Source organism: Streptomyces curacoi (genome assembly GCF_001513975.1).
GTDB classification, from domain to species: Bacteria; Actinomycetota; Actinomycetes; order Streptomycetales; family Streptomycetaceae; genus Streptomyces; species Streptomyces curacoi.
This window is the reverse complement of record NZ_KQ947990.1, coordinates 459,592-480,705: the sequence shown is the minus strand read 5'-3', so window position 1 is coordinate 480,705 and position 21,114 is coordinate 459,592. Positions and strand designations below refer to the sequence as shown.

Sequence of the window (21,114 nt, the reverse complement as noted above, 5' to 3'; positions counted from 1 at the left end):
AGGACGGGGGTGGACTGGGGCGAGTGGTCGGCCGGTCGTCGTGGCGGCGGCGCGGGAGTGAGGCTCGTTCACTCCTGCGCCACCTGTCCCGTGAGCACCGTAAGGCTGTTGCGCATCTGACCGATGTGCGCCCGCACCTGGTCCCACATCTCGCTGTGCTCGCGCAGCACCCGCTCCGTCTCGCGGGCGATCTGGTCCGCCCGCCGCCGGGCCTCCATCACCACCTGCGTCGCGTGCGCCTGCGCCTCCTCCTGCAACCGCCGCGCCGAGGTCTGCGCATCCGCGAACTCCTGCTTCGCCTCGGCCAACGCGGCCTCGGCCAGCGCCAGCCGCTCCCGCTCGGACTCCTCCGCCGCGGCCAGCCGCTCCTCCGCCTCCCGCTCGGCCTCGGCCCAGCGCGCGGCATGCTCCTTCGCCTGCTCGGCGAGCACCCTTGCGGTGCACTGCCGTACCTCGCGCAGCACGCCGAGTTCCTCCCCGCGCCCCGCCTTCAGCGCACGCCGGGCGGCGATACGGACCTCGCCCGCCTCGGCACGCGCCGCGGACAACCGCTGGCGGACGGCTTCGTCGACCTCGGCGGCGATGACCTCGGCGTGCGCCTGTGCCGCGTCGCGCACGGTGTCCGCCTGCTCCTGCGCCTCCTCCATCAGGCGCCGCGCCTCCTGCCGCGCGTCCTCCCGCAGGGCAGCGGCCTCCTCCTCCGCCAGCTCGAAGATCCGCCGCGCACGCTCGCCGAGCGTCTCGTACGTCTGCGGAGCGAGCTGCGCCACCACCTCCCGCAGCCGCTCGGCCTCCGCCTCCATCTCCTTGGCCAGCACGGTGAGCCGGGCGGCCCGTTCCCAGGCGGCGTCGCGGTCCCGGAAGAGGGCACGGATGTAGGCGTCGACCTGGGCGGGGCGGTAGCCACGTCCGCGTACGACCGCGAAGTCGTAGAGCGAGGCCGGTGCGCTGCTCATCCTGGAACCCCTTTCCGCCGAACGGGAATGAAAATGATGATTTAGCGCACATCTTGATGTATCAGGCAGAAGCGTTCATAACGCGACACTCCGCGCGGGGGGTGCCGTCGCAGGCGCAGAGACACGAGGAAAGGCGCATACGAAAGGGCCGGCTCCGGTCGCACAACCGAGAGCCGGCCCTTTCACACCCGCACGCCGCCGTCAGCGGCAACCGGGTGGCGTCCCGACAAGCAAGCCGGGAGAGGTCCTCACAGCAATCCGTCCCACATCTGCTCCAGCAGCACCGACCACCAGCTCTCCGGCGACCCGAGCGCCGCCGGGTCGAGGGAGGCGAGCTGCGCCTGGAAGTCGACGGTCCAACGGCCCGCCTGCTCCTGGTTCAGACCGAAGCGAAGACGCCACATACGGCCCAGCAGAGCCAGGCAGCGCTGGAACTCGGGCAGACCCGTGTTCACGAACTGCGGCGGTACGGGCGCACCGCCCGGCCCCGCCTCCACCGGCACGGCGACGATGTGCGCCGTCCCGTACTGCACACAGAGCGCCCTGCCGAAGTCGCTGCCCATGACGAGGTACGAGCCCGCGTCCGAGGCCGGCTGCACCCCGCGCTCCTGCGCCAGCTCCGCCAGCGTCGGAACGGGCCGCCCCGGCTGGGCCTGCGCCCAGAAGAACGGCCCCATGTCCATCGGCAGACCGCCGACCACCAGGCTGTGCGCCACGACCGGCGGCACGCCCTGCCGGGACACGGCGGCCTGCTCGAACCGGAAGATCCCCGGCCCGAACGCCCCCGCCAGCTCCTGCGCCACACCCTCCGGCGGAATCGGCGGCGCCGCCTGCACCTGCGGCAGCGGGGCGCGCACCGGTGCCGGCCGGGCAGGGCCGTCGGCCACCTGGTGCAACTCGCCCTGGTGGGCGAGCAGTTGCTGCATGCCCTGCTGCCGGCTCGCGTGATCCGTGCCGTACGGCGCGATGGACGTGATCCGCGCCTGCGGCCACTGCTCCCGGATCATCCGCGCGCAGTACGCACCCGGCAGCTCACACGACTCCAGCTCCGTGTGCAGCTCCAGCACCTGGTCCGGCGGCACGTTCATGGCCCGCAGCTCATGGAAGATCTGCCACTCCGGGTGCGGCGTCCCCGGCGCCGAACGCCGGATCAGCTGCTGCTCCGACCCGTCCTGCGCGCGGTATCGGAGAACGGCCTGGTAGCCCGGGCCGACCGTCGGCTGGCCGGTGGGCTGCTGGGGGTAGCCGTACGCGGGGGGCTGAACCGGGCCGGGCTGACCCGGCCCAGGCTGACCGGGCTGACCGGGCGGCGGCGGGACGGCGCCCGGAGGCATCGGGGGCTGCGGGGCGCCCGGAGGCATGCCGGGGGCGTGCGGAACGCCGGGCGCGCCAGGCGCGCCGTGAGCACCAGACGCGCCGGGCATGGCGGGAGCGCCGGGCGCCTGCGGCGGCGGAGGCACGCCGGGGCCGCCGACCGGGGGCGCGGACAGCACGGTCTCCGCGTGGTGTACGGAACCCTGAGCGCCGCCCGAGGAACCCTGGGCACCCTGCGCACCGGGCATGCCAGGGGCGCCGGGCGGCTGCGGGGCACCTGGCGTGCCCGGGGCGCCCGGAGGCTGCGGAGGGCCGCCCATCTGGCTCGGGTCGGCCAGCACCGTGGCGGCGTGGTGCACACCGCCCGCAGGCGCAACGCCGGGCGCGCCGGGCGGGTGGGGAGCACCGGGCGGGTTGGGAGCCCCCGGCGGATTCGGCGCACCGGGCCCAGCCGGGGCACCCGGCGGCTGCGGAGCGGCAGGCGTGTCCGCGCCTCCCGGCCCCTGCGGCGCCCCCGGCCCACCAGCACCCTCGGGCCCCTCGGACCCCAGCGCCGACACGAGCTGCGTCGGAACGTACCCCCCGGCCGGAGCCCCCGCCGGAACCCCGGGCGCACCCGGAACCCCTGGAGGCGGCGGTGGCGGAGGAGTCGTACCCCCCGCCCGCGCACCCGGCGTCCCCGGGGCACCCGGCGGCGGAGGCGGCGTCGCCCCACCGCGCGCACGTGGGGGAGGCGCCGCCTTGCTCGTCGCGGCATCGGCGATGTCCCCGGCGTTCGGCGCGAGCGGCCGGCCCGGACCGCCCGGAGCCTGCGGCGCGCCCGCACCACCGGCGGGCCCGCCCCGCGGATAGCCGTAGGAAGGCGCGGGCGGCGGCATCGCACCCGGCGCGGGGGCGCCCGGAGGCGGCGTACCCGGAACACCGGCCGCCTGCGGATACCCGTACGCCGGCGCACCCGGCGCGGGCGGAGGCGTGCCGCCCTGCCCACCCGGCGCGTCCGGATCGTCGAGCGCCGGCTCGATCGCCGTCGGCGGAAGCTGGCTGCCGCCCGACATCAGTGCCGTCTTGGCGTCCGGCGGCGCGGTGTCGTCACCGCTCAACGGCGGCGCGAACACGGTCTCCGGCAACGGCACGGAACGGTCCTCAAGCGCATCGGCACTGGTGTCCGTACCGGCCCACGGGGTCGCCCCCTCAGGCACACGGGGCGCGGCAGACACATCGGGTGACGTAACGCCAGAGGCACCCGCCTCCGCACCGGCCTCACCACCCGAGCCGGACCCCGAACCCCCGGCACCCGAATCTCCGGACCCCGAACCCCCGTCCCGGCGATCCGAGTCCCCCAGCTTGTCCGCCGCCTCCTGCAACCACTCCGGCGGAGTCAGCAGAAACGACGTCTGATTGAGGTCCACGCGAGCCGGAGCAGCCGGCACCGGGGCGGTGGCCGCGCCCGCACGGCCGTACTCCTCCTCGTACCGGCGAATCACCTCACCCACCGGCAGCGAAGGCCACAATGTGGCCTCCCCGCTGTCCCGGGCGATCACCAGCCGCTGCGCACCGCCGTCCGACCGCGGCCCGTCCGCCCGGTCCTCGGCCCACACCACGAACCCGAGCTCGAACTCCCGCACCCGCACCTCACGATGCTGGTACGACGGCACATCCCCGTTGATCCACTCTTCCGCGCGCTCCTGCGCCTGCGCGAACGTCACCATCGCGAAGCTCACTCCCCCACAGCCGCAGCGGCAACCGGCACCGCACGGGCGAACCCGCCGTCCACCATCAGATTCGCCACCGTCTCCAACTCCGGCGGAGAACCCGCCAACCGGGACAGAAACGCGTCGAAGTCCTCACCGCACGGCAGCAACAACCGCTCCACCCGCTCGCCCGCCGACCACGAAGGATCCACATCCCGCACGTCGTCGTACGCGCAGAACCACACCGAACCGATCCGGTCGCCCTTCACCTTCACGGCCAGCAACCCGCCCTGCACAAACCCAACACCCAAGTAGTCCTTGGTCAGATGGTCACGCAGACACTTGTTGACGTAGACCAGGTCATTGACCGCCGCCTCGTCCCGCACCGTGAACAGGGGCTGGTCGATCAGCAGGCCCAACTCCGCGTCCAGAGCAGTCCCCACGGGGGCACACCCGCCCGCCGCCTTCAAGAACGAGCGATACGCACCCGGCAGCCGGTACCCGAGGTCCTCCTCCACCCCCAGCACCTGCGACTCCGTCACCGCCACACCCGACTTCGGCAGCCGGAAATGCGCCGGCCGCGTCTCCTGCAACGGCCGCGTCCCCCGCTTGTGCTGATCCACCGACGACGTCGCGATCCCACCGTGATGCCGCAGCAACGCCTTCACCTCGACCGGCACCAGCTCCAGCCGCCGCGAACCCGCCACGTGATGCCACGTCCAGCCATGCGGCGTCGCCACCGCCGACACCGTGTCCCACAGATCGTGTCCCGACGCCGCCAGCGCCGCGTTCGCCGACACATAGTCCGTCAGCCGCAACTCGTCGACACCGAAACCCTCCGGCGGCTCCGCGATCTCCGCCGCCGCCCGCGCATACGGCGAGAAGTCGGGGTAACCCCGCTCATCGACCCGTACTCCTCTCGGGTGACGGGCCGCCCGAACCGGATCCGGGAAATGCACGACCTGCCCGGCGTAGGCCGCGTTCGGCGGCGCGGCTTGCTGCCCGAGCCGACCTGTCGTCATGGCGGTTGCCCCCTGCGGCGTTCTGACACGGCCCGCCATGACCACCCTCGGTCGTGGCGCCCCGCATCGGCTGTCTCATCTGCGTCCACGCGTCACCGCATGGAAAGCGGTGCCGACAGCCTATGCGGTACGACGATCCCGGTCACCGGCACCGGTCACGCCCCCCTCCGCTTCCGTGACCAGCCGTCACCCCGCCGTGACAGCCCGCCCAAACCCGGGCGTGTCACGCGGCCCCAGCTTCCGCACCAGCCACGCCATTTGGCACTCTGTGACGTCCGAGAGCATGCCCGGGGGATGCTCGGGAGGGGATGATGATCATGAATGCGACACAGGCAGGACCACACTCAGTCGGGTCCGGCGACCCCCGCATCGGCTGGAGCGCCACCGAAACCCCGCACGCGCCCGCCCTCCGCCACCGCCGCGACGGCATACTCCCCACCGTCGCCGCCGCCCTCTCCGTCCGCGGCGCCACCCTCACCGGCACCGCCGCCCGCGGCGACCAGCCCCCCGCCCTGCACCACCTCGTCCAGGACTTCCTCGACACCCTCACCAGCAGCGAACGCGACCGCTTCACCGGCCGCTGCGCCGAAACCATCCTCATCTCACGCCACATCGCCGCCGCCGACGCCGCCCGCAGCAAACGCGCCGCCCGCAAACCCATGACCAACGGCGAAGCCCGCAAAGCCCTCAAACAGGCCAAACTCACCGCCCGCCGCATCCGCGAGGACGGCGACCCCCTACACGGCAGCTTCGCCGCCCCCTGCCGCGCCTGCACCGCACTCAGCGCCCACTTCGGCGTCCGCATCGTCGACCCCACAGCGGCAGACGGCTGACCCCGCCCCTGACCCCCCACACACAGACCCCGAACACACCCCCCCCACACACACAGACCCACCCCCCGCACGTCCCATAAGCACCGACGAACGAAGGGCAGATGCACACCGACCGCACCTCGACCACCCGCTTCCCCGTCCCCGTCGACGCCGCCCTGCGCGCCGCCGGCTGGCAACCCGGACGCTGGGACATCAAACAGGCCGAGATCTGGGCCGACGCCCTCCGCGAACACACCTCACCGGCCGGCCACCGCCACGCCGTCTTCCCCGCCGCCGTGGAGGCCTGGGCCGAGTTCGGCGGCCTCCACATCACACCCACCGGCCCCGGCCGCCAGGTCGCCCCCGCCAACCTCCACTTCGACCCCCTCCACGGCCTCCACATGGCCCGCACCCTCGGCGACCTCGGCCGCGCACTCGACACCCAGGTCTGCCCCCTCGGCGCCGAAACCGACACCGCGGCCCTCCTCGCCATCGACACCGAAGGCCGCGTCTACACCCTCGACCACACCGGCGACTGGTACCTCGGCCCCGACATCGACCAAGCCCTCGCCGGGCTCATCACCGGCATAGAACCGGTACGGCTGACCGCGGGCTGACACCCGGGGACCGACGAACCGGGACAGCGACTACGCCGCCGGAATCACCGCCGACACCCGAAAACCCCCCGCATCCGTCGGCCCCGACACAAACACTCCGCCCAGCGCCACGACCCGCTCCTTCATCCCCACCAGGCCGTTACCACCCGACGGCAGCCGCGCCGCCGACGCCGACGACAACTCCGGCGGCGGCTCGTTCTCCACCTGCATCGCGATCTCCGACACCCGATGCGCGAGCCGCACATGCGTCTTCGCCCCCGCCGCATGCTTGTGGACGTTCGTCAGCGCCTCCTGCACCACCCGGAACGCCGTCTGCTCTATCTCCGGCGCATACGACCGCGACTCGCCCTCCACGGACAGATCCACGACCATCCCCGCAGCAGCCGACTGCCCGATCAACTCGTCCAACTCGGACAGACAAGGCCCCTCAGCAGCCCCCTCGTCACCACCGCCCTGCTCCCGATCGGCCGCGGCAGCCACAGCAGCCCCCACCGCAGCAAGCGGAACGACGGCCCCCCGAGGCCGGTCCTCATGGACGCCCCCACTGCGCAGCACCCCGAGCATCTCCCGCAACTCGGTCAACGCCTGCCGCCCCATGTCCCCCACCAACGCGGCATTCCTCACCACCTTCTCGGGATCCTTGCGCGCAACGGCCTGCAACGCCGCCGCATGCACCACCATCAAGCTCACCCGATGCGCGACGACGTCATGCATCTCCCGCGCGATCCGCGTCCGCTCCTCACCCCGCGCCCACTCGGCCCGCTCCTCCGCCCGCTCGGCCAGCAACTGAAGCTCCCGCTCCAGGCTGTCGGCCCGCTCCCGCAGACTCTCCATCAGCCGCCGCCGAGCCCCCACATACAGCCCCAGCAGCAGAGGAGGCGCGGTCACCCCGAGAGCGGTGGTGAGAGACGCGAGAGGAACAACCCACTCCCCGAACGTCAGACTCCCCCGCGCCACACCCTGCCGCACCCACACGTACGTCACGATCAGCATGCCGACGAACGACATCCCCGCGAGCGAGGCGATGATCCGCCGGGGCAACTCGGACGCGGCGAGCGTGTACAGGCCGACTATGCCCATCAGGAAGCCCATCTGCGCGGGCATGACAGCGATCGACACGAGCACGACGGCGATGGGCCACCGCCGCCGCAGCACCAGCACCGAACCGGCCAGCAGGCCGAAGATCACCCCCGCGGCCTCCGGAACCCCCGCGTCCCGCGCGAACCGGACCCCCTCGCCCCCGCACTCCAGCGCGGACACAACAGCCAGACTCACGTCCAGCACCGCACTACGCACCCTGCCCCACCACCACGGCCCCGCCCCCGGTGGCGGCACCTCTGTGTGGGCTTCCCCCGTCGTGGTCATGCCTCCAGCCTACGGGCGGCCGACCCGGGTTTTCCGGCGAGTTTCACGGACTGGCCTACACCACACCGCGTAACCGAACGTAAGCGAAACCATCCGATATCCCTCGAACTGCTGAATCGCTCACCGTTCGACCCCGGAACCGATCATTCCGGCCGGACGGTATGCCTATGGCACATCCACAAGGCAAATACGCCGACTTCGAGGGGCTCCGGGAGCGGGCGATTGCGCTACGGCGCAGGGGCTACAGCCTTCGGCAGATCCGCGACGAGCTGAAGATCTTCAACAACGACATCCTCAACCAGCTGGTGAAGGGGGAGCCGCCGCCGGAGTGGACGAAGCGACCGAACGCGAAGGACGACCTGCGCGCGAAGGCACGGGAGCTGCGACTGCAGGGCTGGACGTACGACCAGATCGAGGCAGAGCTGGGTTGTTCGAGGAGCTCGGTATCGCTTTGGGTGCGGGATCTGCCAAGGCCTGAGCCCCGCTACACACCCGAGGAACAACTGGCCCTGATGCAGGAAGGCCTGGCAAAGCGCCGCGCCGCGGAGAACGAGGGGCGCAGGAGGACCAAGCTCGCAGCCTGCAGGGACATCGGCGAGCTGACAGATCGAGACCTGTTCCTGACGGGGGTCGCGCTGTATTGGGCCGAAGGGTCCAAGAGCAAGCCTTACGACCGACGCGAGCGGGTCGTCTTCGTCAACAGCGACCCTGGTGTGATCAAGGTCTACCTCGCGTGGCTCGATCTGCTCGACGTGGACCGGGAGCGTCTGGGCTTTCGTGTGCTCATTCACGAATCCGCTGACGTGGCTGCGGCCACCCGCTATTGGGCAGACATCGCCGACGTGGACGGCTCGATCTTCGCCAAGCCGACGCTCAAAAGGCACAACCCGAAGACCGTTCGCAAGAACACCGGCGACGACTACCACGGCTGCCTGGTCGTCACAGTGGCGAGAAGCGCCGATCTCTACAACCGCATCGAGGGCTGGTGGGAGGGAATCGTGACCCAGTCCCAGGCAGGTCTCCGGTAAGGTCTGAAGCGCTGTCCCCCGTGGTGTAACTGGCAGCACACTAGATTTTGGATCTAGCAGGACAAGGTTCGAATCCTTGCGGGGGAGCCACAGCACACAAGACCTCGGTTCGGGCCCTGACAACCAAGTCAGGGCCCGCTCTCATGCCCCCCCACAAAACGCCCCGGTATCCTGCGGATGTCACCCCACCCCCTCCACAGCCGAAGGGCATCCCGTGAGCGCCATTCGCCCGGCAGCCGTCGTCGTTCTCGCAGCGGGTGAGGGCACCCGTATGAAGTCGGCCACACCCAAGGTCCTGCACGAGCTCTGCGGACGCAGCCTCGTGGGCCATGTGCTCGCCGCCGCGCGCGAGTTGCAGCCCGAGAACCTCGTCGTGGTCGTGGGGCACGCGCGCGAGAAGGTCACCGCGCATCTCGCCGAGATCGACCCCGGCGTGCGGACCGCCGTACAGGCCGAGCAGAACGGCACCGGGCACGCCGTACGCATGGCCCTGGAGGAGCTCGGCGGTTCCGTCGACGGGACCGTGGTCGTCGTGTGCGGCGACACGCCCCTCCTGACCGGCGAGACCCTGACCCGCCTCGCCGCCACCCACTCCGCCGACGGCAACGCCGTCACCGTGCTGACCGCCGAGGTCCCGGACGCGACCGGGTACGGGCGGATCGTGCGCGACGGGGTGTCCGGTGCCGTGACGGCCATCGTCGAGCACAAGGACGCGTCCGAGTCGCAGCGGGCGATCCGGGAGATCAACTCCGGGGTGTTCGCGTTCGACGGGCAGCTGCTGGCGGACGCGCTGGGGAAGGTGCGTACGGACAACAGCCAGGGCGAGGAGTACCTGACCGACGTGCTCGGGATTCTCCGCGAGGCCGGTCACCGTGTCGGCGCCTCGGTCGCCGCCGATCACCGTGAGATCGCCGGGATCAACAACCGGGTGCAGCTGGCGGAGGCCCGTCGCATTCTCAACGACCGGCTTCTGACCCGCGCCATGCTCGACGGCGTGACCGTCGTGGACCCCGCGACCACCTGGGTCGATGTCACGGTCACCTTCGAGCAGGACGCGATCGTCCACCCGGGCACCCAGTTGCAGGGTGCCACCCATCTCGGCGAGGGCGCGGAGGTCGGGCCGAACTGCCGGCTCAGGGACACGCGGGTCGATGCCGGTGCGCGGGTGGACAACACGGTGGCGGACGGTGCCCATGTGGGGCCGGACGCGTCCGTGGGGCCGTACGCGTACCTCCGGCCCGGTACGCGGCTGGGTGCGAAGGGCAAGATCGGTACGTATGTCGAGACGAAGAACGCCTCGATCGGTGAGGGGACGAAGGTGCCCCACCTCTCCTATGTCGGTGACGCGACCATCGGTGACCACACGAACATCGGTGCCGCGAGTGTCTTCGTGAACTACGACGGACAGGACAAACACCACACCACTGTCGGTTCGCACTGCCGTACCGGCGCGGACAACATGCTTGTGGCTCCTGTCACTATCGGGGACGGCGCGTACACCGCGGCTGGCTCTGTGATCACGAAGGATGTGCCGCCCGGTTCGCTGGCCGTGGCCCGTGGTCAGCAGCGGAATATCGAGGGCTGGGTGGCTCGTAAGCGTCCGGGCAGTGCGGCCGCGAAGGCGGCCGAGGCGGCCTCCCGTCGGGGAGAGCGTGCGGACTGACCGGAAACCGGTGCGTCAAACACGGCGTACCGTGATAAGTGCACACCCGCACCCCACCAGCTGAGACGGCTTCCCGCACCCAGCCGGGACGGCGTGCTCGACACCCAGCTGCGACACCTCTGAGGAGACAGTGCTGTGACCGGGATCAAGACGACCGGCGAGAAGAAGTTGATGTTCTTCTCCGGCCGCGCCCACCCCGAGCTTGCCGAGGAGGTCGCCCAGCAGTTGGGTGTCGGGGTTGTCCCGACGAAGGCCTTCGATTTCGCCAACGGTGAGATCTATGTCCGTTATCAGGAGTCGGCGCGTGGTGCGGACTGCTTTGTGATCCAGAGCCACACGGCTCCGATCAATCAGTGGATCATGGAGCAGTTGATCATGATCGATGCGCTGAAGCGTGCGTCGGCTCGCTCCATCACGGTCATCGTGCCGTTCTACGGTTACGCGCGGCAGGACAAGAAGCACCGGGGGCGTGAACCGATTTCGGCGCGTCTGATCGCTGATCTGATGAAGACGGCCGGTGCGGACCGGCTCCTGACCGTGGATCTGCACACCGACCAGATCCAGGGTTTCTTCGACGGGCCCGTCGACCACCTCTTCGCCCTTCCGCTGCTCGCGGACTATGTGGGGGACAAGGTCGACAGGGAGAAGCTGACGGTCGTGTCCCCGGACGCCGGTCGTGTGCGGGTGGCCGACCGCTGGTGTGACCGGCTCGGTGCTCCGCTCGCGATCGTGCACAAGCGGCGGGACAAGGACGTGGCGAACCAGGTGACCGTCCATGAGGTCGTGGGTGAGGTCAAGGGCCGGGTGTGTGTCCTGGTCGACGACATGATCGACACGGGTGGCACGATCTGTGCGGCGGCGGACGCGTTGTTCGCGCACGGTGCCGAGGACGTGATCGTGACGGCGACCCACGGTGTGCTCTCCGGGCCTGCCGCCGACCGGCTGAAGAACTCGCGGGTGAGTGAGTTCGTGTTCACGAACACGCTGCCGACGCCGGGTGAGCTGAGCCGTGATCTGGACAAGCTGACGGTGCTGTCGATCGCGCCGACGATCGCGAGTGCGGTGCGTGAGGTGTTCGAGGACGGTTCGGTGACGAGCCTGTTCGACGAGCAGTAGAGATCCGAGCGGTAGAGATCCTTTTGGGTGCGGCCTCCGTGTCCGAGTAGACTGCTGCAGTTGCTCGGCGAGGGAGGCCGTTCCCGTGACAGGGGTCGGCGGTCCGTTATCGACGCGCTCTTCGTAGCAGGCCGTTCGTGGCCGGGTGACCACGTCCGTTCCTAGTTCCTACGAGGAGTGATCAATATGTCCGAGGTGAAGCTCACCGCCGAGACGCGCACCGAGTTCGGTAAGGGTGCCGCGCGTCGTATCCGCCGCGAGAGCAAGGTTCCGGGTGTCCTGTACGGGCACGGTTCCGACCCGCTGCACCTGACCCTGCCGGGCCACGACCTGCTGCTGGCGCTGCGTACGCCGAACGTTCTGATCTCCCTGGACATCGACGGCAAGACCAACGAGCTGGCGATTCCGAAGGCTGTGCAGCGTGACCCGCTGAAGGGCTTCCTGGAGCACGTGGATCTGCAGCTGGTGAAGCGCGGCGAGACGGTCACGGTCGAGATCCCGGTGCACACCGAGGGCGAGCTGGCTGCCGGTGGCAACCTGCTGGAGCACGTTCTGAACGCGCTGCCGGTCGAGACCGAGGCCACGCACATCCCCGAGGCCGTCACCGTGTCCGTCGAGGGCCTGTCGGCCGGTGCCTCCGTCCTGGCCAAGGACATCACGCTGCCGAAGGGCACCACGCTGGCCGTCGAGGAGGACGCTGTCGTCCTTCAGGTGCTGGCCGCGCAGGCCGAGGAGGCCCCGGAGGGCGAGGCCGCCGAGGGTGAAGAGGCCGCGGAGGCCTGATCCTCAGCTCTGGCAGAGGCGTGATCGTCGGCTCTGTCATCGGTTCGTCAGCCGCTGTTCCCGTTGGGGGCAGCGGCTGGCGCGTATCAAGGAGACATGGACGTGACGACCGACCCGAGTGCCCCTTGGCTGATCGCCGGCCTCGGCAATCCGGGACCCGACTACGCCAGGAACCGGCACAACGTCGGGTTCATGGTGGTGGATCTGCTGGCGGAGCGGATCGGGGGGAAGTTCAAGCGGGCCGGTAAGGCTCAGGCACAGGTCGTCGAGGGGCGGATCGGGCCGCCGGGGCCGTTGAACCGGCGGGTGATTCTGGCGAAGCCGATGTCGTACATGAATCTGTCCGGTGGGCCGGTCGGTGCGCTTCGGGATTTCTACAAGGTGCCGGTGGGCAACATCGTTGCCGTGCATGACGAGTTGGACATCGACTTCGGCGCGTTGCGGCTGAAGCTCGGTGGGGGTGACAACGGGCACAACGGGCTGAAGTCGATGACGAAGGCGATGGGTTCGGACTATCACCGGGTGCGGTTCGGGATCGGGCGGCCGCCGGGGCGGATGCCGGTGGCGGACTTCGTTCTGATGGACTTCTCCTCGGCCGAGCGCAAGGAGCTGGACTACTTCGTGGACCGGGCGGCGGACGCGGTGGAGTGTCTGGTGATCGATGGGCTGGAGCGGGCGCAAAGCACGTACAACTCGTGACTTGTCCGCCCACGGGGGCGGGCCGAAGTTGACCGGGTGCAGGGGCATGGCCAAGGATCGCGGCCATGCCTTCTGCCGTCACTTCAAGTCAGGGCGCTCTTGTGGTGCTGCGGTTCGGACGGGTCGCGGTGATGGGTACGGTCGCGGTGCTGATTCTGATCGCGGGTGTGTGGGCGTCGTGGGGCAGTGCTCAGCATGTGATGCTCACGAAGGGGCGGGAGAGCGGCACGATCGAGGTGACGCGGTGTGGTGCGGACACCTGCAGTGGGCCGTACTCGCCGATCTCGGCGGGGTCGCAGCCGCGCGGGTCGGTGGTCATCGAGAAGAACGTGGCCGTGCGCCAGGGGCAGACGTACACGGTCGTGGTGAAGCCGGGCAGTGATGACGTGGTCCGGTCGGGGCCTGCGGGGGTGCTGTACTCGTGGGTTCCGTTCGGTGGTGCGCTGCTGCTGGCGTCGGTGGTGGTGGCGGGCGGGATGCGGCGGACGCGGCCGGCCTGGGTGCTGGCGGGGGCGGGGATCGCGCTGCTCACGGCGGCTTTCGTGACGATCTGATGGTCTGCGTCGTTCTCCGGTTCTGTGGGGGATCAAGCTGTTGTCTGTTCGTGATTGACCTGGGGTCAGTTCCGGCTGGATGCTTAGCCGCCCCCTCCACATCTTCCCGTTCGTTTCACGAAGATGGACTACTGCCTCATGCGAACCCTCACCCGCGTCGGTGCCCTGTCCGCCGTCGCCGCGGCCGCGTTGCTGTCCGCTCCGGTCGCCGCCCACGCCACCCCGCCAGGTGACAACGGCACCGTCAAGATCCATGACGCCACTACCGGCGAGGAGCTGCGCAAGAACGAGCCACACGTGTGCGAGTTCTACTTGGACGCGTTCGGTTTCGACAGCCTTCAGCAGGTCGACTGGCACATCGAGGCGTGGGCTCCGACGGCCGGCGCCAAGGGCGAGACCGTGAAGTCCGGCGCGATCACGCTGGACGACCAGGGCCACGGCCGTACGGAGGACATGACGCTGGCCGACGGGCACTACAAGCTGTTCTGGAACTTCGACGGCGAGCACGGCTCGGCCAAGCACAAGGTGTTCTGGACGGACTGCGAGGACGAGGAGGAGGGCGGCGGCGGCACGGCCACGCCGTCCGCTACGCCGTCCGCCTCGGCGTCCCCCTCCGCGCCGGGCGACGACTCGACCACCGAGCCGTCCGCGAGCCCGTCCACGTCCGACGCGGCCGCCCCTTCGTCGTCCCCGTCGGGGCAGGGCGGTGAGGGTGACCTCGCCGAGACCGGTAACGGTGCTCCGGTGGGTCTGCTGTCGGCGGCTGCGGCCGCGCTGCTGGCAGCGGGTGGCTACCTGGTGCTGCGCCGCCGTAAGGCCTGACGTAGACCGTCGTACCAGGTCGTACAAGCTCGTACAGGTCGGCGTACAGGACGTGAAAGGGTGCCCCCCGTGCTCGTGAGCAGCACGGGGGGCACCCTCCTTTTTTTGGCTGGTCAGCCGGTGTTGCGCAGGCCGGCCGCCACGCCGTTGACCGTGAGCAGCAGGGCTCGGGACAGCAGCGGGTCGGGTTCCTCGCCGGCGGCTGCCGCGTCGCGCTGGCGCTTGAGGAGGGCGACCTGGAGGTAGGAGATGGGGTCGAGGTAGGCGTCGCGGATGGCGAAGGTCTGCTTGAGGACCGGCTGGGCGTCGAGGAGTTCCTGCTCGCCGGTGACCTTGAGGACCTCGGCGACGGTCAGATCGTGTTCGGCGCGGATGGTGTCGAAGACGTGCTTGAGCTCGTCCGGCACCAGCGTGTCGACGTAGTGGGCGGCGATCCGCAGATCGGTCTTGGCGAGCGTCATCTCGACGTTGGAGATGAAGTTGCGGAAGAAGTGCCACTGTTCGTGCATCTCGTCGAGCACGGTGTCGAGGCCGGCCCCGCGCAGCGCCTTCAGCCCCGATCCCACGCCGAACCAGCCGGGGACGATCTGCCGGGACTGGGTCCAGCCGAAGACCCACGGGATGGCGCGCAGCCCGTCGAGCGAGACGCCCGAGCCGGGGCGGCGGGAGGGCCGCGAGCCCAGGTGCAGGTCGGCGAGCTGGTCGACCGGCGTGGAGGCGAGGAAGTACGTCGGCAGGTCGGGGTCTTCGACGAGCTTGCGGTAGGCGGCGTGGGCGGCGTCGGACACGACGTCCATCGCGGCGTCCCAGCGGGCGAGCGCCTCGACCGACTGGCGCGGGGCGGTGTGCAGCGCGGAGGCCTGCAGCGTCGCCGCGACGGTCAGCTCCAGGTTCTCGCGGGCCAGCGAGGGCACGAGGTACTTGTCGGAGATGACCTCGCCCTGTTCGGTGACCTTGATCTCGCCTTCGAGGGTGCCCCAGGGCTGGGCGAGGATGGCGTCGTGGGAGGGGCCGCCGCCGCGGCCGACGGTGCCGCCGCGGCCGTGGAAGAGGCGCAGGCGCACGCCGTAGCGGTGGGCGACGTCGCGCAGGCGGCGCTGGGCGCGGTGGATCTCCCACTGGCTGGTGGTGATGCCGCCGAACTTGGAGGAGTCGGAGTAGCCGAGCATGACCTCCTGGACGTCGCCCCGCAGTGCCACGAGCCTGCGGTACGACGGGTCGGAGAGCATGTCCTCCAGGATGGTGTCGGCGGCCTTGAGCTCGTCGGTGGTCTCCAGGAGGGGGACGATGCCGATCTTGGCCCAGCCGGCGTGCAGGTCGATGAGGCCTGCCTCGCGGGCGAGGACGGCGGCGGCGAAGACGTCGTCGGCGCCCTGGCACATGGAGATGATGTACGACTCGATGACCTCGGGTCCGAAGATCTCCAGGGCCCGCTTGACGGTCTGGAACACGCCGAGGGTCTTCTCGCCGGCCGCGTCCACGGGCGCCGGGGTGGGCGCGAGGGGGCGACGCGAGCGGAGTTCCTTGGCGAGGAGCTTGGCGCGGTAGTCGCGGGGCATGTCGGCGTAGCGCCAGGATTCCTCGCCGAGGCGGTCGAAGAGCTGGCCGAGGGCGTGGTGGTGGGCGTCCGCGTGTTCGCGTACGTCCATGGTGGCGAGCTGGAGGCCGAACGCGGACAGGGTGCGGATGGTGCGGTCCATGCGGCCGTCGGCGAAGAGGCCGCCGCGGTGTGCGCGCAGGGAGGTCTGGATCAGCTTGAGGTCGTGCAGGAGCTCGCTGGTGCCGAGGTAGTCGCGGCCGGGCTCGTGCGGGGTGCCCTTGGCGAGGCGCTGCTTGGTGTTCTCCAGCTTCTGCCGGATGCAGGTGGCCTTGAGCCGGTAGGGCTCCTCGGCGTTGAGGCGCTTGTAGCGGGGGCTGATCTCGGGGAGGAGTTCGAGGTCGGCCTGGAGGGATTCCAGGAGTTCCTCGGTGGCGCCGGTGTAGCGGATGGAGTTCGACAGGAAGCCGCGCAGTTCGTCGATCATCTCCAGGGCGTCGTTGATGCCGTGTTCGTGCTGGAGGATGAGGACGTCCCAGGTCACCTGGGGGGTGACGTTGGGGTTGCCGTCGCGGTCGCCGCCGATCCAGGTGCCGAAGGTGAGGGGGCGGGTGTCGTCGGGGAGCTTGTGGCCGACGCGTTCGAGTTCGGCGGTGAGGTCCTCCAGGACGTCGCCGACGGCGCCGGCGTGGAGTTCGTCGAGGTAGTAGATGGCGTTGCGGGCCTCGTCGGCGGGCTCGGGGCGGACGACGCGCAGTTCGTCGGTCTGCCAGACGAGGTCGATGTTCTCGGCCAGTCGGGTGTCGTGGCGGCGGCGGTCGCCTTCGAGGACCGGCTCCTCCAGGAGTGCGGCGATACGGCGGAGCTTGTTGAGGACCGAGCGGCGGGCGGCCTCGGTGGGGTGGGCCGTGAAGACGGGGCGGACGTTGAGGTGCTGGACCGTCTGGCGCAGGTGTTCGGGGTCTGCGTCCTTGAGGCGGTCGGCCGTCCGGGCGAGGAGGCCGCCCTCGGCGGCGCGCTTGGCGCGCAGCTCGCGGCCGCGGTGGACCTGCTCGGTGACGTTGGCGAGGTGGAAGTAGGTGGAGAAGGCGCGGACCAGCTTGGCCGCGGTCTCCAGCTCCGTGCCACGCAGCAGCTCGGCGGCGGCCTCGCCGTCCTCTCGGGTGAGGCGGCGGACCTTTTCGACGAGGTCGAGGAGCTCGGGGCCCTCCTGCCGGACGAGGGTCTCACCGAGGAGGTCACCCAGTCGGCGGATGTCGGCGCGCAGCTCGCTGCTGGTCGTCGTCTGGTCGTCGGCACTGCTCACAGGTGCGGCTCCTTGCAGTGTTGAAGCTCGTCTGGGAGGGGAACCCGGACGGCGTCTCGCGCGGCGGGCGCCGCTTACGGAGCCGGACGTCCGGGAAGAAATCAGAGCGGACCGCGCTGTCCGACCGACACCAGGATAGGTGTCGGCCGGGACGCGCAGGCTCTGGGGCTCTTGCCGCCGGGCGGCGCACTGCCATACTTACGATGCCGTAGGTTACGGAACCGTAGGGAACACTGCACGGGTTCCGTGGCCCGGCTACCCGCTCTCCATCCACATACCCTCCAAGGGACGCGTATGACCAGTAGTTCCGACGTGATCGAAAACGCCCCGAAGGTGCCCGGCCAGGACACCGACGCCGCAGCGGCTTCCGCCACGCTGGGCGGCGAGCAGAAGCGCTCCATCGAGCAGATCGCCCTCCTCCTCTTCATCACCGTCCCGTTCCTCGCGCTGCTGGCGGCCGTGCCGCTGGCGTGGGGCTGGGGCGTGAGCTGGCTGGACCTCGGTCTGCTGGTCTTCTTCTACTACCTGGGCTGCCACGGCATCACGATCGGCTTCCACCGCCACTTCACTCACGGTTCGTTCAAGGCCAAGCGGCCCCTGAAGATCGCGCTGGCGATCGCGGGGTCCATGGCGGTCGAAGGTCCGCTGGTGCGCTGGGTGGCCGATCACCGCAAGCACCACAAGTTCTCCGACGCGGAGGGCGACCCGCACTCGCCGTGGCGGTTCGGCGAGACGCTTCCGGCCCTGATGAAGGGCCTGTGGTGGGCGCACATCGGATGGATGTTCGACGAGGAGCAGACGCCGCAGGAGAAGTACGCCCCGGACCTGATCAAGGACAAGACGCTGCGCACGATCTCCCGGCAGTTCGTGCTGTGGACGGTGGTGTCCCTGGCGCTGCCGCCGCTGATCGGCGGTCTGGTCACGATGTCCTGGTGGGGCGCCTTCACCGGGTTCTTCTGGGGTTCGCTTGTCCGGGTGGCCCTGCTGCACCACGTGACCTGGTCGATCAACTCGATCTGCCACGCGGTCGGCAAGCGCCCCTTCAAGTCGCGTGACCGTTCGGGCAACGTGTGGTGGCTGGCCGTGCTGTCGTGCGGCGAGTCGTGGCACAACCTGCACCACGCCGACCCGACGTCCGCCCGGCACGGTGTGATGCGCGGCCAGCTCGATTCGAGCGCGCGCCTGATCCGCTGGTTCGAGATGCTCGGCTGGGCGTACGACGTGCGCTGGCCGTCACGCTCGCGTATCGATTCACGCCGTAACACCGGGGAAGGCGGCTCCCGGCACGGGAAGGAGCCCGTCAAGGCGGCATGATGGTCGCTGTGGCGACCGACTCGAGCAGCACCCCCAGCAACGACAAGCCGCGGCGAGTACGCCGTACCCGGATGACCGGTGCGGAGCGCCGCCAGCAGCTGCTGGAGATCGGTCGCACCCTCTTCGCCGCGAAGGGCTTCGAGGGCACGTCGGTGGAGGAGATCGCGGCGAAGGCCGGGGTGTCCAAGCCGGTGGTGTACGAGCATTTCGGCGGCAAGGAGGGGCTGTACGCCGTCGTGGTGGACCGGGAGATGCGCCGGCTGCTGGACATGGTGACCAGTTCGCTCACCGCCGGTCATCCGCGTGAGCTGTGCGAGCAGGCGGCGTTCGCGCTGCTGGACTACATCGAGGAGTACACGGACGGTTTCCGCATCCTGGTCCGTGACTCGCCCATCCCGCAGTCGACGGGTTCCTTCGCCTCGCTGATCTCGGACATCGCGACCCAGGTGGAGGACATCCTGGGCCGCGAGTTCAAGAGCCGCGGCTTCGACCCCAAGCTGGCCCCGCTGTACGCGCAGGCCCTGGTCGGGATGGTCGCCCTGACCGGCCAGTGGTGGCTGGACGTCCGCCGCCCGAAGAAGGCGGAGGTGGCGGCCCATCTGGTGAATCTGGCCTGGCACGGGCTGGACGGGCTGGAGGCGAAGCCGCACCTGATAGGGCGCCGCAAGAGCTGACGCCGCCCAAGAGCTGGCGCCCGACTCGGACCGCACGCACGGGGGCGCCCGCCTCGTCACCGCACGCACGGGGGCGCCCCGCGCCGCATGCGCGAGGCGCCCGCCGCTGGTGCGCGCTCAGTGCTTGAAGGTGTCCTTGCCCTTCTCCTTCGCCTGGCGTGCGTCGCCCTTCACCTGGTCGGCCTTGCCTTCGGCGGTCATCCGCTCGTTGCCGACCATACGGCCCATCGCTTCCTTGGCCTTGCCCTTGGCCTGTTCCTTCTTGGCCCGGGTCTTCTCTTCCTTCGCCACGTTCCTCACTCCCAGCGAGGTTCGACGTCGGTGTCACCTGGCGGGTGACCCGTCTGAGCACCGCTCAAACAGGGGTCGTCACGCCTCCCTGCGGGCCACGGCGAAGATCCGGCGGAACGGGAAGGGGGTGCCGTGCGCACCGGGCGGATAGGCCGTACGCAGGGCCGCCCGGTAGTCGCGCAGGAAGGCCTCCCGCCGCTCGGGGGTGTCGGCGAGGGCGGTGAGGACGGGGCGCAGTCCCGTGCCCTTCACCCAGTCCAGGACGGGGTCCTCGCCGGCCAGCAGGTGGATGTACGTCGTCTCCCACACGTCCGCCGTGCAGCCCAGGTCGGTCAGGCGGGCCAGGTAGTCCTGCGGGGCGAGCACGGCGTCGGTGTGGCGCAGGCTGTCGGCGAGGCCGTAGCCGTGGGCTAGCTCGCGCATCAGGCGGTGGCTCGGGGCGTCGAAGTTGCCGGGGACCTGGAAGGCGAAGGTGCCGCCGGGGCGCAGGCCGCCGATCCAGTCCGCGAACCGTTCCACATGGCCGGGCACCCACTGCAGCGTGGCATTGCTGACGATGAGGTCGTACGGCTCGTCGGGCGTCCAGGTCCGTACGTCGGCGTGCGCGAAGTCGAGGCGGCCGCCGCCCTCGGTCGGGCCCTCGTGCTCGACGTGGGCCTTGTCCAGCATCTCGGCGGAGTTGTCGTGGCCGGTGATGTGCGCGGTGGGCCAGCGCCGCGCGAGCAGGGCGGTGACGTTGCCGGGGCCGCAGCCGAGGTCGGCGATCCGGGGCCGTTCGCCGGGCAGGTCGGGGACGCGGGCGAGGAGGTCGGTGAAGGGGCGGGCACGGTGGCCGGCGTGGCGCAGGTACTGGGCGGGGTCCCAGGTGGGGGCGGCGGCAGCGGACATGGCAGGGCCTCCTGTCTCTCACCCTCAGCCTGCCTCCGAGATATCTTGACGTCAAGAGACTTCACGTCGACACAACCACTACACTGATCGCCATGGAGGACGAGGTCGATCGGCTGGTCGCAGCGTGGCGCCGGGAGCGCCCGGACCTCGACGTGGAACCGCTCGAGGTGCTCAGCCGGGTCAGCAGACTGGCCCGGCACCTGGACCGTGCACGCCGGCTGGCCTTCTCCGAACACAACCTGGAGCCCTGGGAGTTCGACGTCCTGACCGCGCTCCGGCGCGCGGGAACGCCGTACCAGCTCTCCCCCGGCCAGCTGCTGACACAGACCCTGGTCACCTCGGGCACGATGACGAACCGCATCGACCGCCTGGCCAAGAAGGGCCTGGTGGAGCGCCTGCCCGACCCCAGCGACCGGCGCGGCGTACTCGTCCGCCTCACCGACGAGGGCCGCGACCGCGCCGACCAGGCGCTCGCCGGACTGCTGGACCAGGAGCGCGCGATCCTCGCCGAGCTCTCCCGCGCCCAACGCGGCGAACTCGCCGGGCTGCTGCGCCAGCTGACCGCGCCGTTCGACAACATCCCCGGCTAGACCGACGGGCCACCCGGCACGGCGCGCGGGGCCGACGACGGCCGACGCGGCGCACTGGTCCGGCTCACCGAC

General features: G+C 70.3%; 19 protein-coding genes and 1 tRNA gene. 13 read left to right on the top strand and 7 right to left on the bottom strand.

Annotated features, from left to right (window positions below; translation table 11 throughout):
* Positions 1-68: 68 nt before the first annotated feature.
* The 3 genes from AQI70_RS25355 to AQI70_RS25345 all read right to left on the bottom strand — a co-directional run bounded on the left by AQI70_RS25355 (position 69) and on the right by AQI70_RS25345 (position 4,983).
* Positions 69-956 carry a coiled-coil domain-containing protein gene (locus AQI70_RS25355; protein WP_062153910.1) on the bottom strand — a complete coding sequence of 296 codons (888 nt, stop codon included), beginning with the start codon at positions 954-956 and terminating at the stop codon, positions 69-71.
* Positions 957-1,204: 248 nt separating this feature from the next.
* Positions 1,205-3,979, bottom strand: a complete 2,775-nt coding sequence (locus AQI70_RS37725; protein WP_079051470.1) for an SUKH-4 family immunity protein — start codon at positions 3,977-3,979, stop codon at positions 1,205-1,207.
* A gap of 8 nt (positions 3,980-3,987) precedes the next feature.
* A complete protein-coding gene (locus AQI70_RS25345) occupies positions 3,988-4,983 on the bottom strand; it encodes an SMI1/KNR4 family protein (protein ID WP_062154158.1) in 996 nt (331 codons plus the stop codon).
* Between the two features lie 308 nt (positions 4,984-5,291).
* Between AQI70_RS25345 and AQI70_RS25340 the strand changes: the two genes are divergently transcribed.
* Complete coding sequence (locus AQI70_RS25340; RefSeq protein ID WP_062153906.1) at positions 5,292-5,816, top strand: YwqJ-related putative deaminase; 525 nt, start codon at positions 5,292-5,294, stop codon at positions 5,814-5,816.
* A gap of 101 nt (positions 5,817-5,917) precedes the next feature.
* Positions 5,918-6,412 carry an SUKH-3 domain-containing protein gene (locus AQI70_RS25335; protein WP_062153904.1) on the top strand — a complete coding sequence of 165 codons (495 nt, stop codon included), beginning with the start codon at positions 5,918-5,920 and terminating at the stop codon, positions 6,410-6,412.
* 30 nt (positions 6,413-6,442) lie between these two features.
* Here AQI70_RS25335 and AQI70_RS25330 read toward each other — a convergent pair whose 3' ends face one another.
* The gene (locus tag AQI70_RS25330) at positions 6,443-7,777 is read right to left on the bottom strand and encodes a sensor histidine kinase (RefSeq protein WP_062153902.1); all 1,335 of its coding nucleotides are present in this window, start codon (positions 7,775-7,777) and stop codon (positions 6,443-6,445) included.
* Between the two features lie 167 nt (positions 7,778-7,944).
* Here AQI70_RS25330 and AQI70_RS25325 point away from each other — a divergent pair, with 167 nt between their 5' ends.
* The 8 genes from AQI70_RS25325 to AQI70_RS25290 all read left to right on the top strand — a co-directional run bounded on the left by AQI70_RS25325 (position 7,945) and on the right by AQI70_RS25290 (position 14,442).
* On the top strand, positions 7,945-8,805 hold the full coding sequence (locus tag AQI70_RS25325; RefSeq protein ID WP_062153900.1) for a helix-turn-helix domain-containing protein: 861 nt from the start codon (positions 7,945-7,947) through the stop codon (positions 8,803-8,805).
* Positions 8,806-8,819: 14 nt separating this feature from the next.
* Positions 8,820-8,895: transfer RNA gene (locus AQI70_RS25320), tRNA-Gln, on the top strand.
* Positions 8,896-9,019: 124 nt separating this feature from the next.
* Positions 9,020-10,468, top strand: coding sequence for a bifunctional UDP-N-acetylglucosamine diphosphorylase/glucosamine-1-phosphate N-acetyltransferase GlmU (glmU, locus tag AQI70_RS25315; protein WP_079051469.1), 1,449 nt, complete (start codon positions 9,020-9,022; stop codon positions 10,466-10,468).
* A 135-nt stretch (positions 10,469-10,603) separates the two neighbouring features.
* Positions 10,604-11,584 carry a ribose-phosphate diphosphokinase gene (locus AQI70_RS25310; protein ID WP_062153896.1) on the top strand — a complete coding sequence of 327 codons (981 nt, stop codon included), beginning with the start codon at positions 10,604-10,606 and terminating at the stop codon, positions 11,582-11,584.
* Positions 11,585-11,770: 186 nt separating this feature from the next.
* Complete coding sequence (locus AQI70_RS25305; RefSeq protein WP_062153894.1) at positions 11,771-12,367, top strand: 50S ribosomal protein L25/general stress protein Ctc; 597 nt, start codon at positions 11,771-11,773, stop codon at positions 12,365-12,367.
* 96 nt (positions 12,368-12,463) lie between these two features.
* Positions 12,464-13,066: an aminoacyl-tRNA hydrolase gene (gene pth, locus AQI70_RS25300; RefSeq protein WP_062153892.1), complete on the top strand. Its 603-nt coding sequence runs from the start codon at positions 12,464-12,466 to the stop codon at positions 13,064-13,066.
* A 65-nt stretch (positions 13,067-13,131) separates the two neighbouring features.
* Positions 13,132-13,620 carry a hypothetical protein gene (locus AQI70_RS25295; protein ID WP_062153890.1) on the top strand — a complete coding sequence of 163 codons (489 nt, stop codon included), beginning with the start codon at positions 13,132-13,134 and terminating at the stop codon, positions 13,618-13,620.
* 138 nt (positions 13,621-13,758) lie between these two features.
* Positions 13,759-14,442, top strand: coding sequence for an LPXTG cell wall anchor domain-containing protein (locus AQI70_RS25290; protein ID WP_062154156.1), 684 nt, complete (start codon positions 13,759-13,761; stop codon positions 14,440-14,442).
* 113 nt (positions 14,443-14,555) lie between these two features.
* Here the strand turns inward: AQI70_RS25290 and ppc are convergent, their stop codons facing one another.
* Positions 14,556-17,285, bottom strand: a complete 2,730-nt coding sequence (gene ppc / locus AQI70_RS25285; RefSeq protein WP_062153888.1) for a phosphoenolpyruvate carboxylase — start codon at positions 17,283-17,285, stop codon at positions 14,556-14,558.
* Positions 17,286-17,579: 294 nt separating this feature from the next.
* Here ppc and AQI70_RS25280 point away from each other — a divergent pair, with 294 nt between their 5' ends.
* Together AQI70_RS25280 and AQI70_RS25275 are read left to right on the top strand one after the other, a co-directional pair.
* The gene (locus AQI70_RS25280; RefSeq protein ID WP_062153887.1) at positions 17,580-18,599 is read left to right on the top strand and encodes an acyl-CoA desaturase; all 1,020 of its coding nucleotides are present in this window, start codon (positions 17,580-17,582) and stop codon (positions 18,597-18,599) included.
* Entirely contained in the window at positions 18,596-19,273 is a 678-nt protein-coding gene (locus AQI70_RS25275; protein ID WP_004000575.1) for a TetR/AcrR family transcriptional regulator, read from the top strand. The genes AQI70_RS25280 and AQI70_RS25275 overlap by 4 nt, the downstream gene beginning before the upstream one ends.
* Before the next feature lie 117 nt (positions 19,274-19,390).
* Here AQI70_RS25275 and AQI70_RS37720 read toward each other — a convergent pair whose 3' ends face one another.
* Positions 19,391-19,564 (bottom strand): CsbD family protein, encoded by a 174-nt coding sequence (locus tag AQI70_RS37720; protein WP_079051468.1) that lies wholly within the window; start codon positions 19,562-19,564, stop codon positions 19,391-19,393.
* 78 nt (positions 19,565-19,642) lie between these two features.
* Positions 19,643-20,452, bottom strand: a complete 810-nt coding sequence (locus AQI70_RS25270; protein ID WP_062153885.1) for a trans-aconitate 2-methyltransferase — start codon at positions 20,450-20,452, stop codon at positions 19,643-19,645.
* A gap of 92 nt (positions 20,453-20,544) precedes the next feature.
* Between AQI70_RS25270 and tamR the strand changes: the two genes are divergently transcribed.
* Complete coding sequence (gene tamR, locus AQI70_RS25265) at positions 20,545-21,042, top strand: MarR family transcriptional regulator TamR (RefSeq protein WP_004000571.1); 498 nt, start codon at positions 20,545-20,547, stop codon at positions 21,040-21,042.
* Positions 21,043-21,114: the final 72 nt, after the last annotated feature.

Coding starts and splice junctions, on each gene's coding strand:
- AQI70_RS25355 (WP_062153910.1), bottom strand. CDS start 956: ATGAGCAGCGCACCGGCCTCGCTCTACGACTTCGCGGTCGTACGCGGA.
- AQI70_RS37725 (WP_079051470.1), bottom strand. CDS start 3,979: ATGGTGACGTTCGCGCAGGCGCAGGAGCGCGCGGAAGAGTGGATCAAC.
- AQI70_RS25345 (WP_062154158.1), bottom strand. CDS start 4,983: ATGACGACAGGTCGGCTCGGGCAGCAAGCCGCGCCGCCGAACGCGGCC.
- AQI70_RS25340 (WP_062153906.1), top strand. CDS start 5,292: ATGATGATCATGAATGCGACACAGGCAGGACCACACTCAGTCGGGTCC.
- AQI70_RS25335 (WP_062153904.1), top strand. CDS start 5,918: ATGCACACCGACCGCACCTCGACCACCCGCTTCCCCGTCCCCGTCGAC.
- AQI70_RS25330 (WP_062153902.1), bottom strand. CDS start 7,777: ATGACCACGACGGGGGAAGCCCACACAGAGGTGCCGCCACCGGGGGCG.
- AQI70_RS25325 (WP_062153900.1), top strand. CDS start 7,945: ATGGCACATCCACAAGGCAAATACGCCGACTTCGAGGGGCTCCGGGAG.
- AQI70_RS25305 (WP_062153894.1), top strand. CDS start 11,771: ATGTCCGAGGTGAAGCTCACCGCCGAGACGCGCACCGAGTTCGGTAAG.
- pth (WP_062153892.1), top strand. CDS start 12,464: ATGGACGTGACGACCGACCCGAGTGCCCCTTGGCTGATCGCCGGCCTC.
- AQI70_RS25295 (WP_062153890.1), top strand. CDS start 13,132: ATGCCTTCTGCCGTCACTTCAAGTCAGGGCGCTCTTGTGGTGCTGCGG.
- AQI70_RS25290 (WP_062154156.1), top strand. CDS start 13,759: ATGCGAACCCTCACCCGCGTCGGTGCCCTGTCCGCCGTCGCCGCGGCC.
- AQI70_RS25280 (WP_062153887.1), top strand. CDS start 17,580: ATGACCAGTAGTTCCGACGTGATCGAAAACGCCCCGAAGGTGCCCGGC.
- AQI70_RS25275 (WP_004000575.1), top strand. CDS start 18,596: ATGATGGTCGCTGTGGCGACCGACTCGAGCAGCACCCCCAGCAACGAC.
- AQI70_RS25270 (WP_062153885.1), bottom strand. CDS start 20,452: ATGTCCGCTGCCGCCGCCCCCACCTGGGACCCCGCCCAGTACCTGCGC.
- tamR (WP_004000571.1), top strand. CDS start 20,545: ATGGAGGACGAGGTCGATCGGCTGGTCGCAGCGTGGCGCCGGGAGCGC.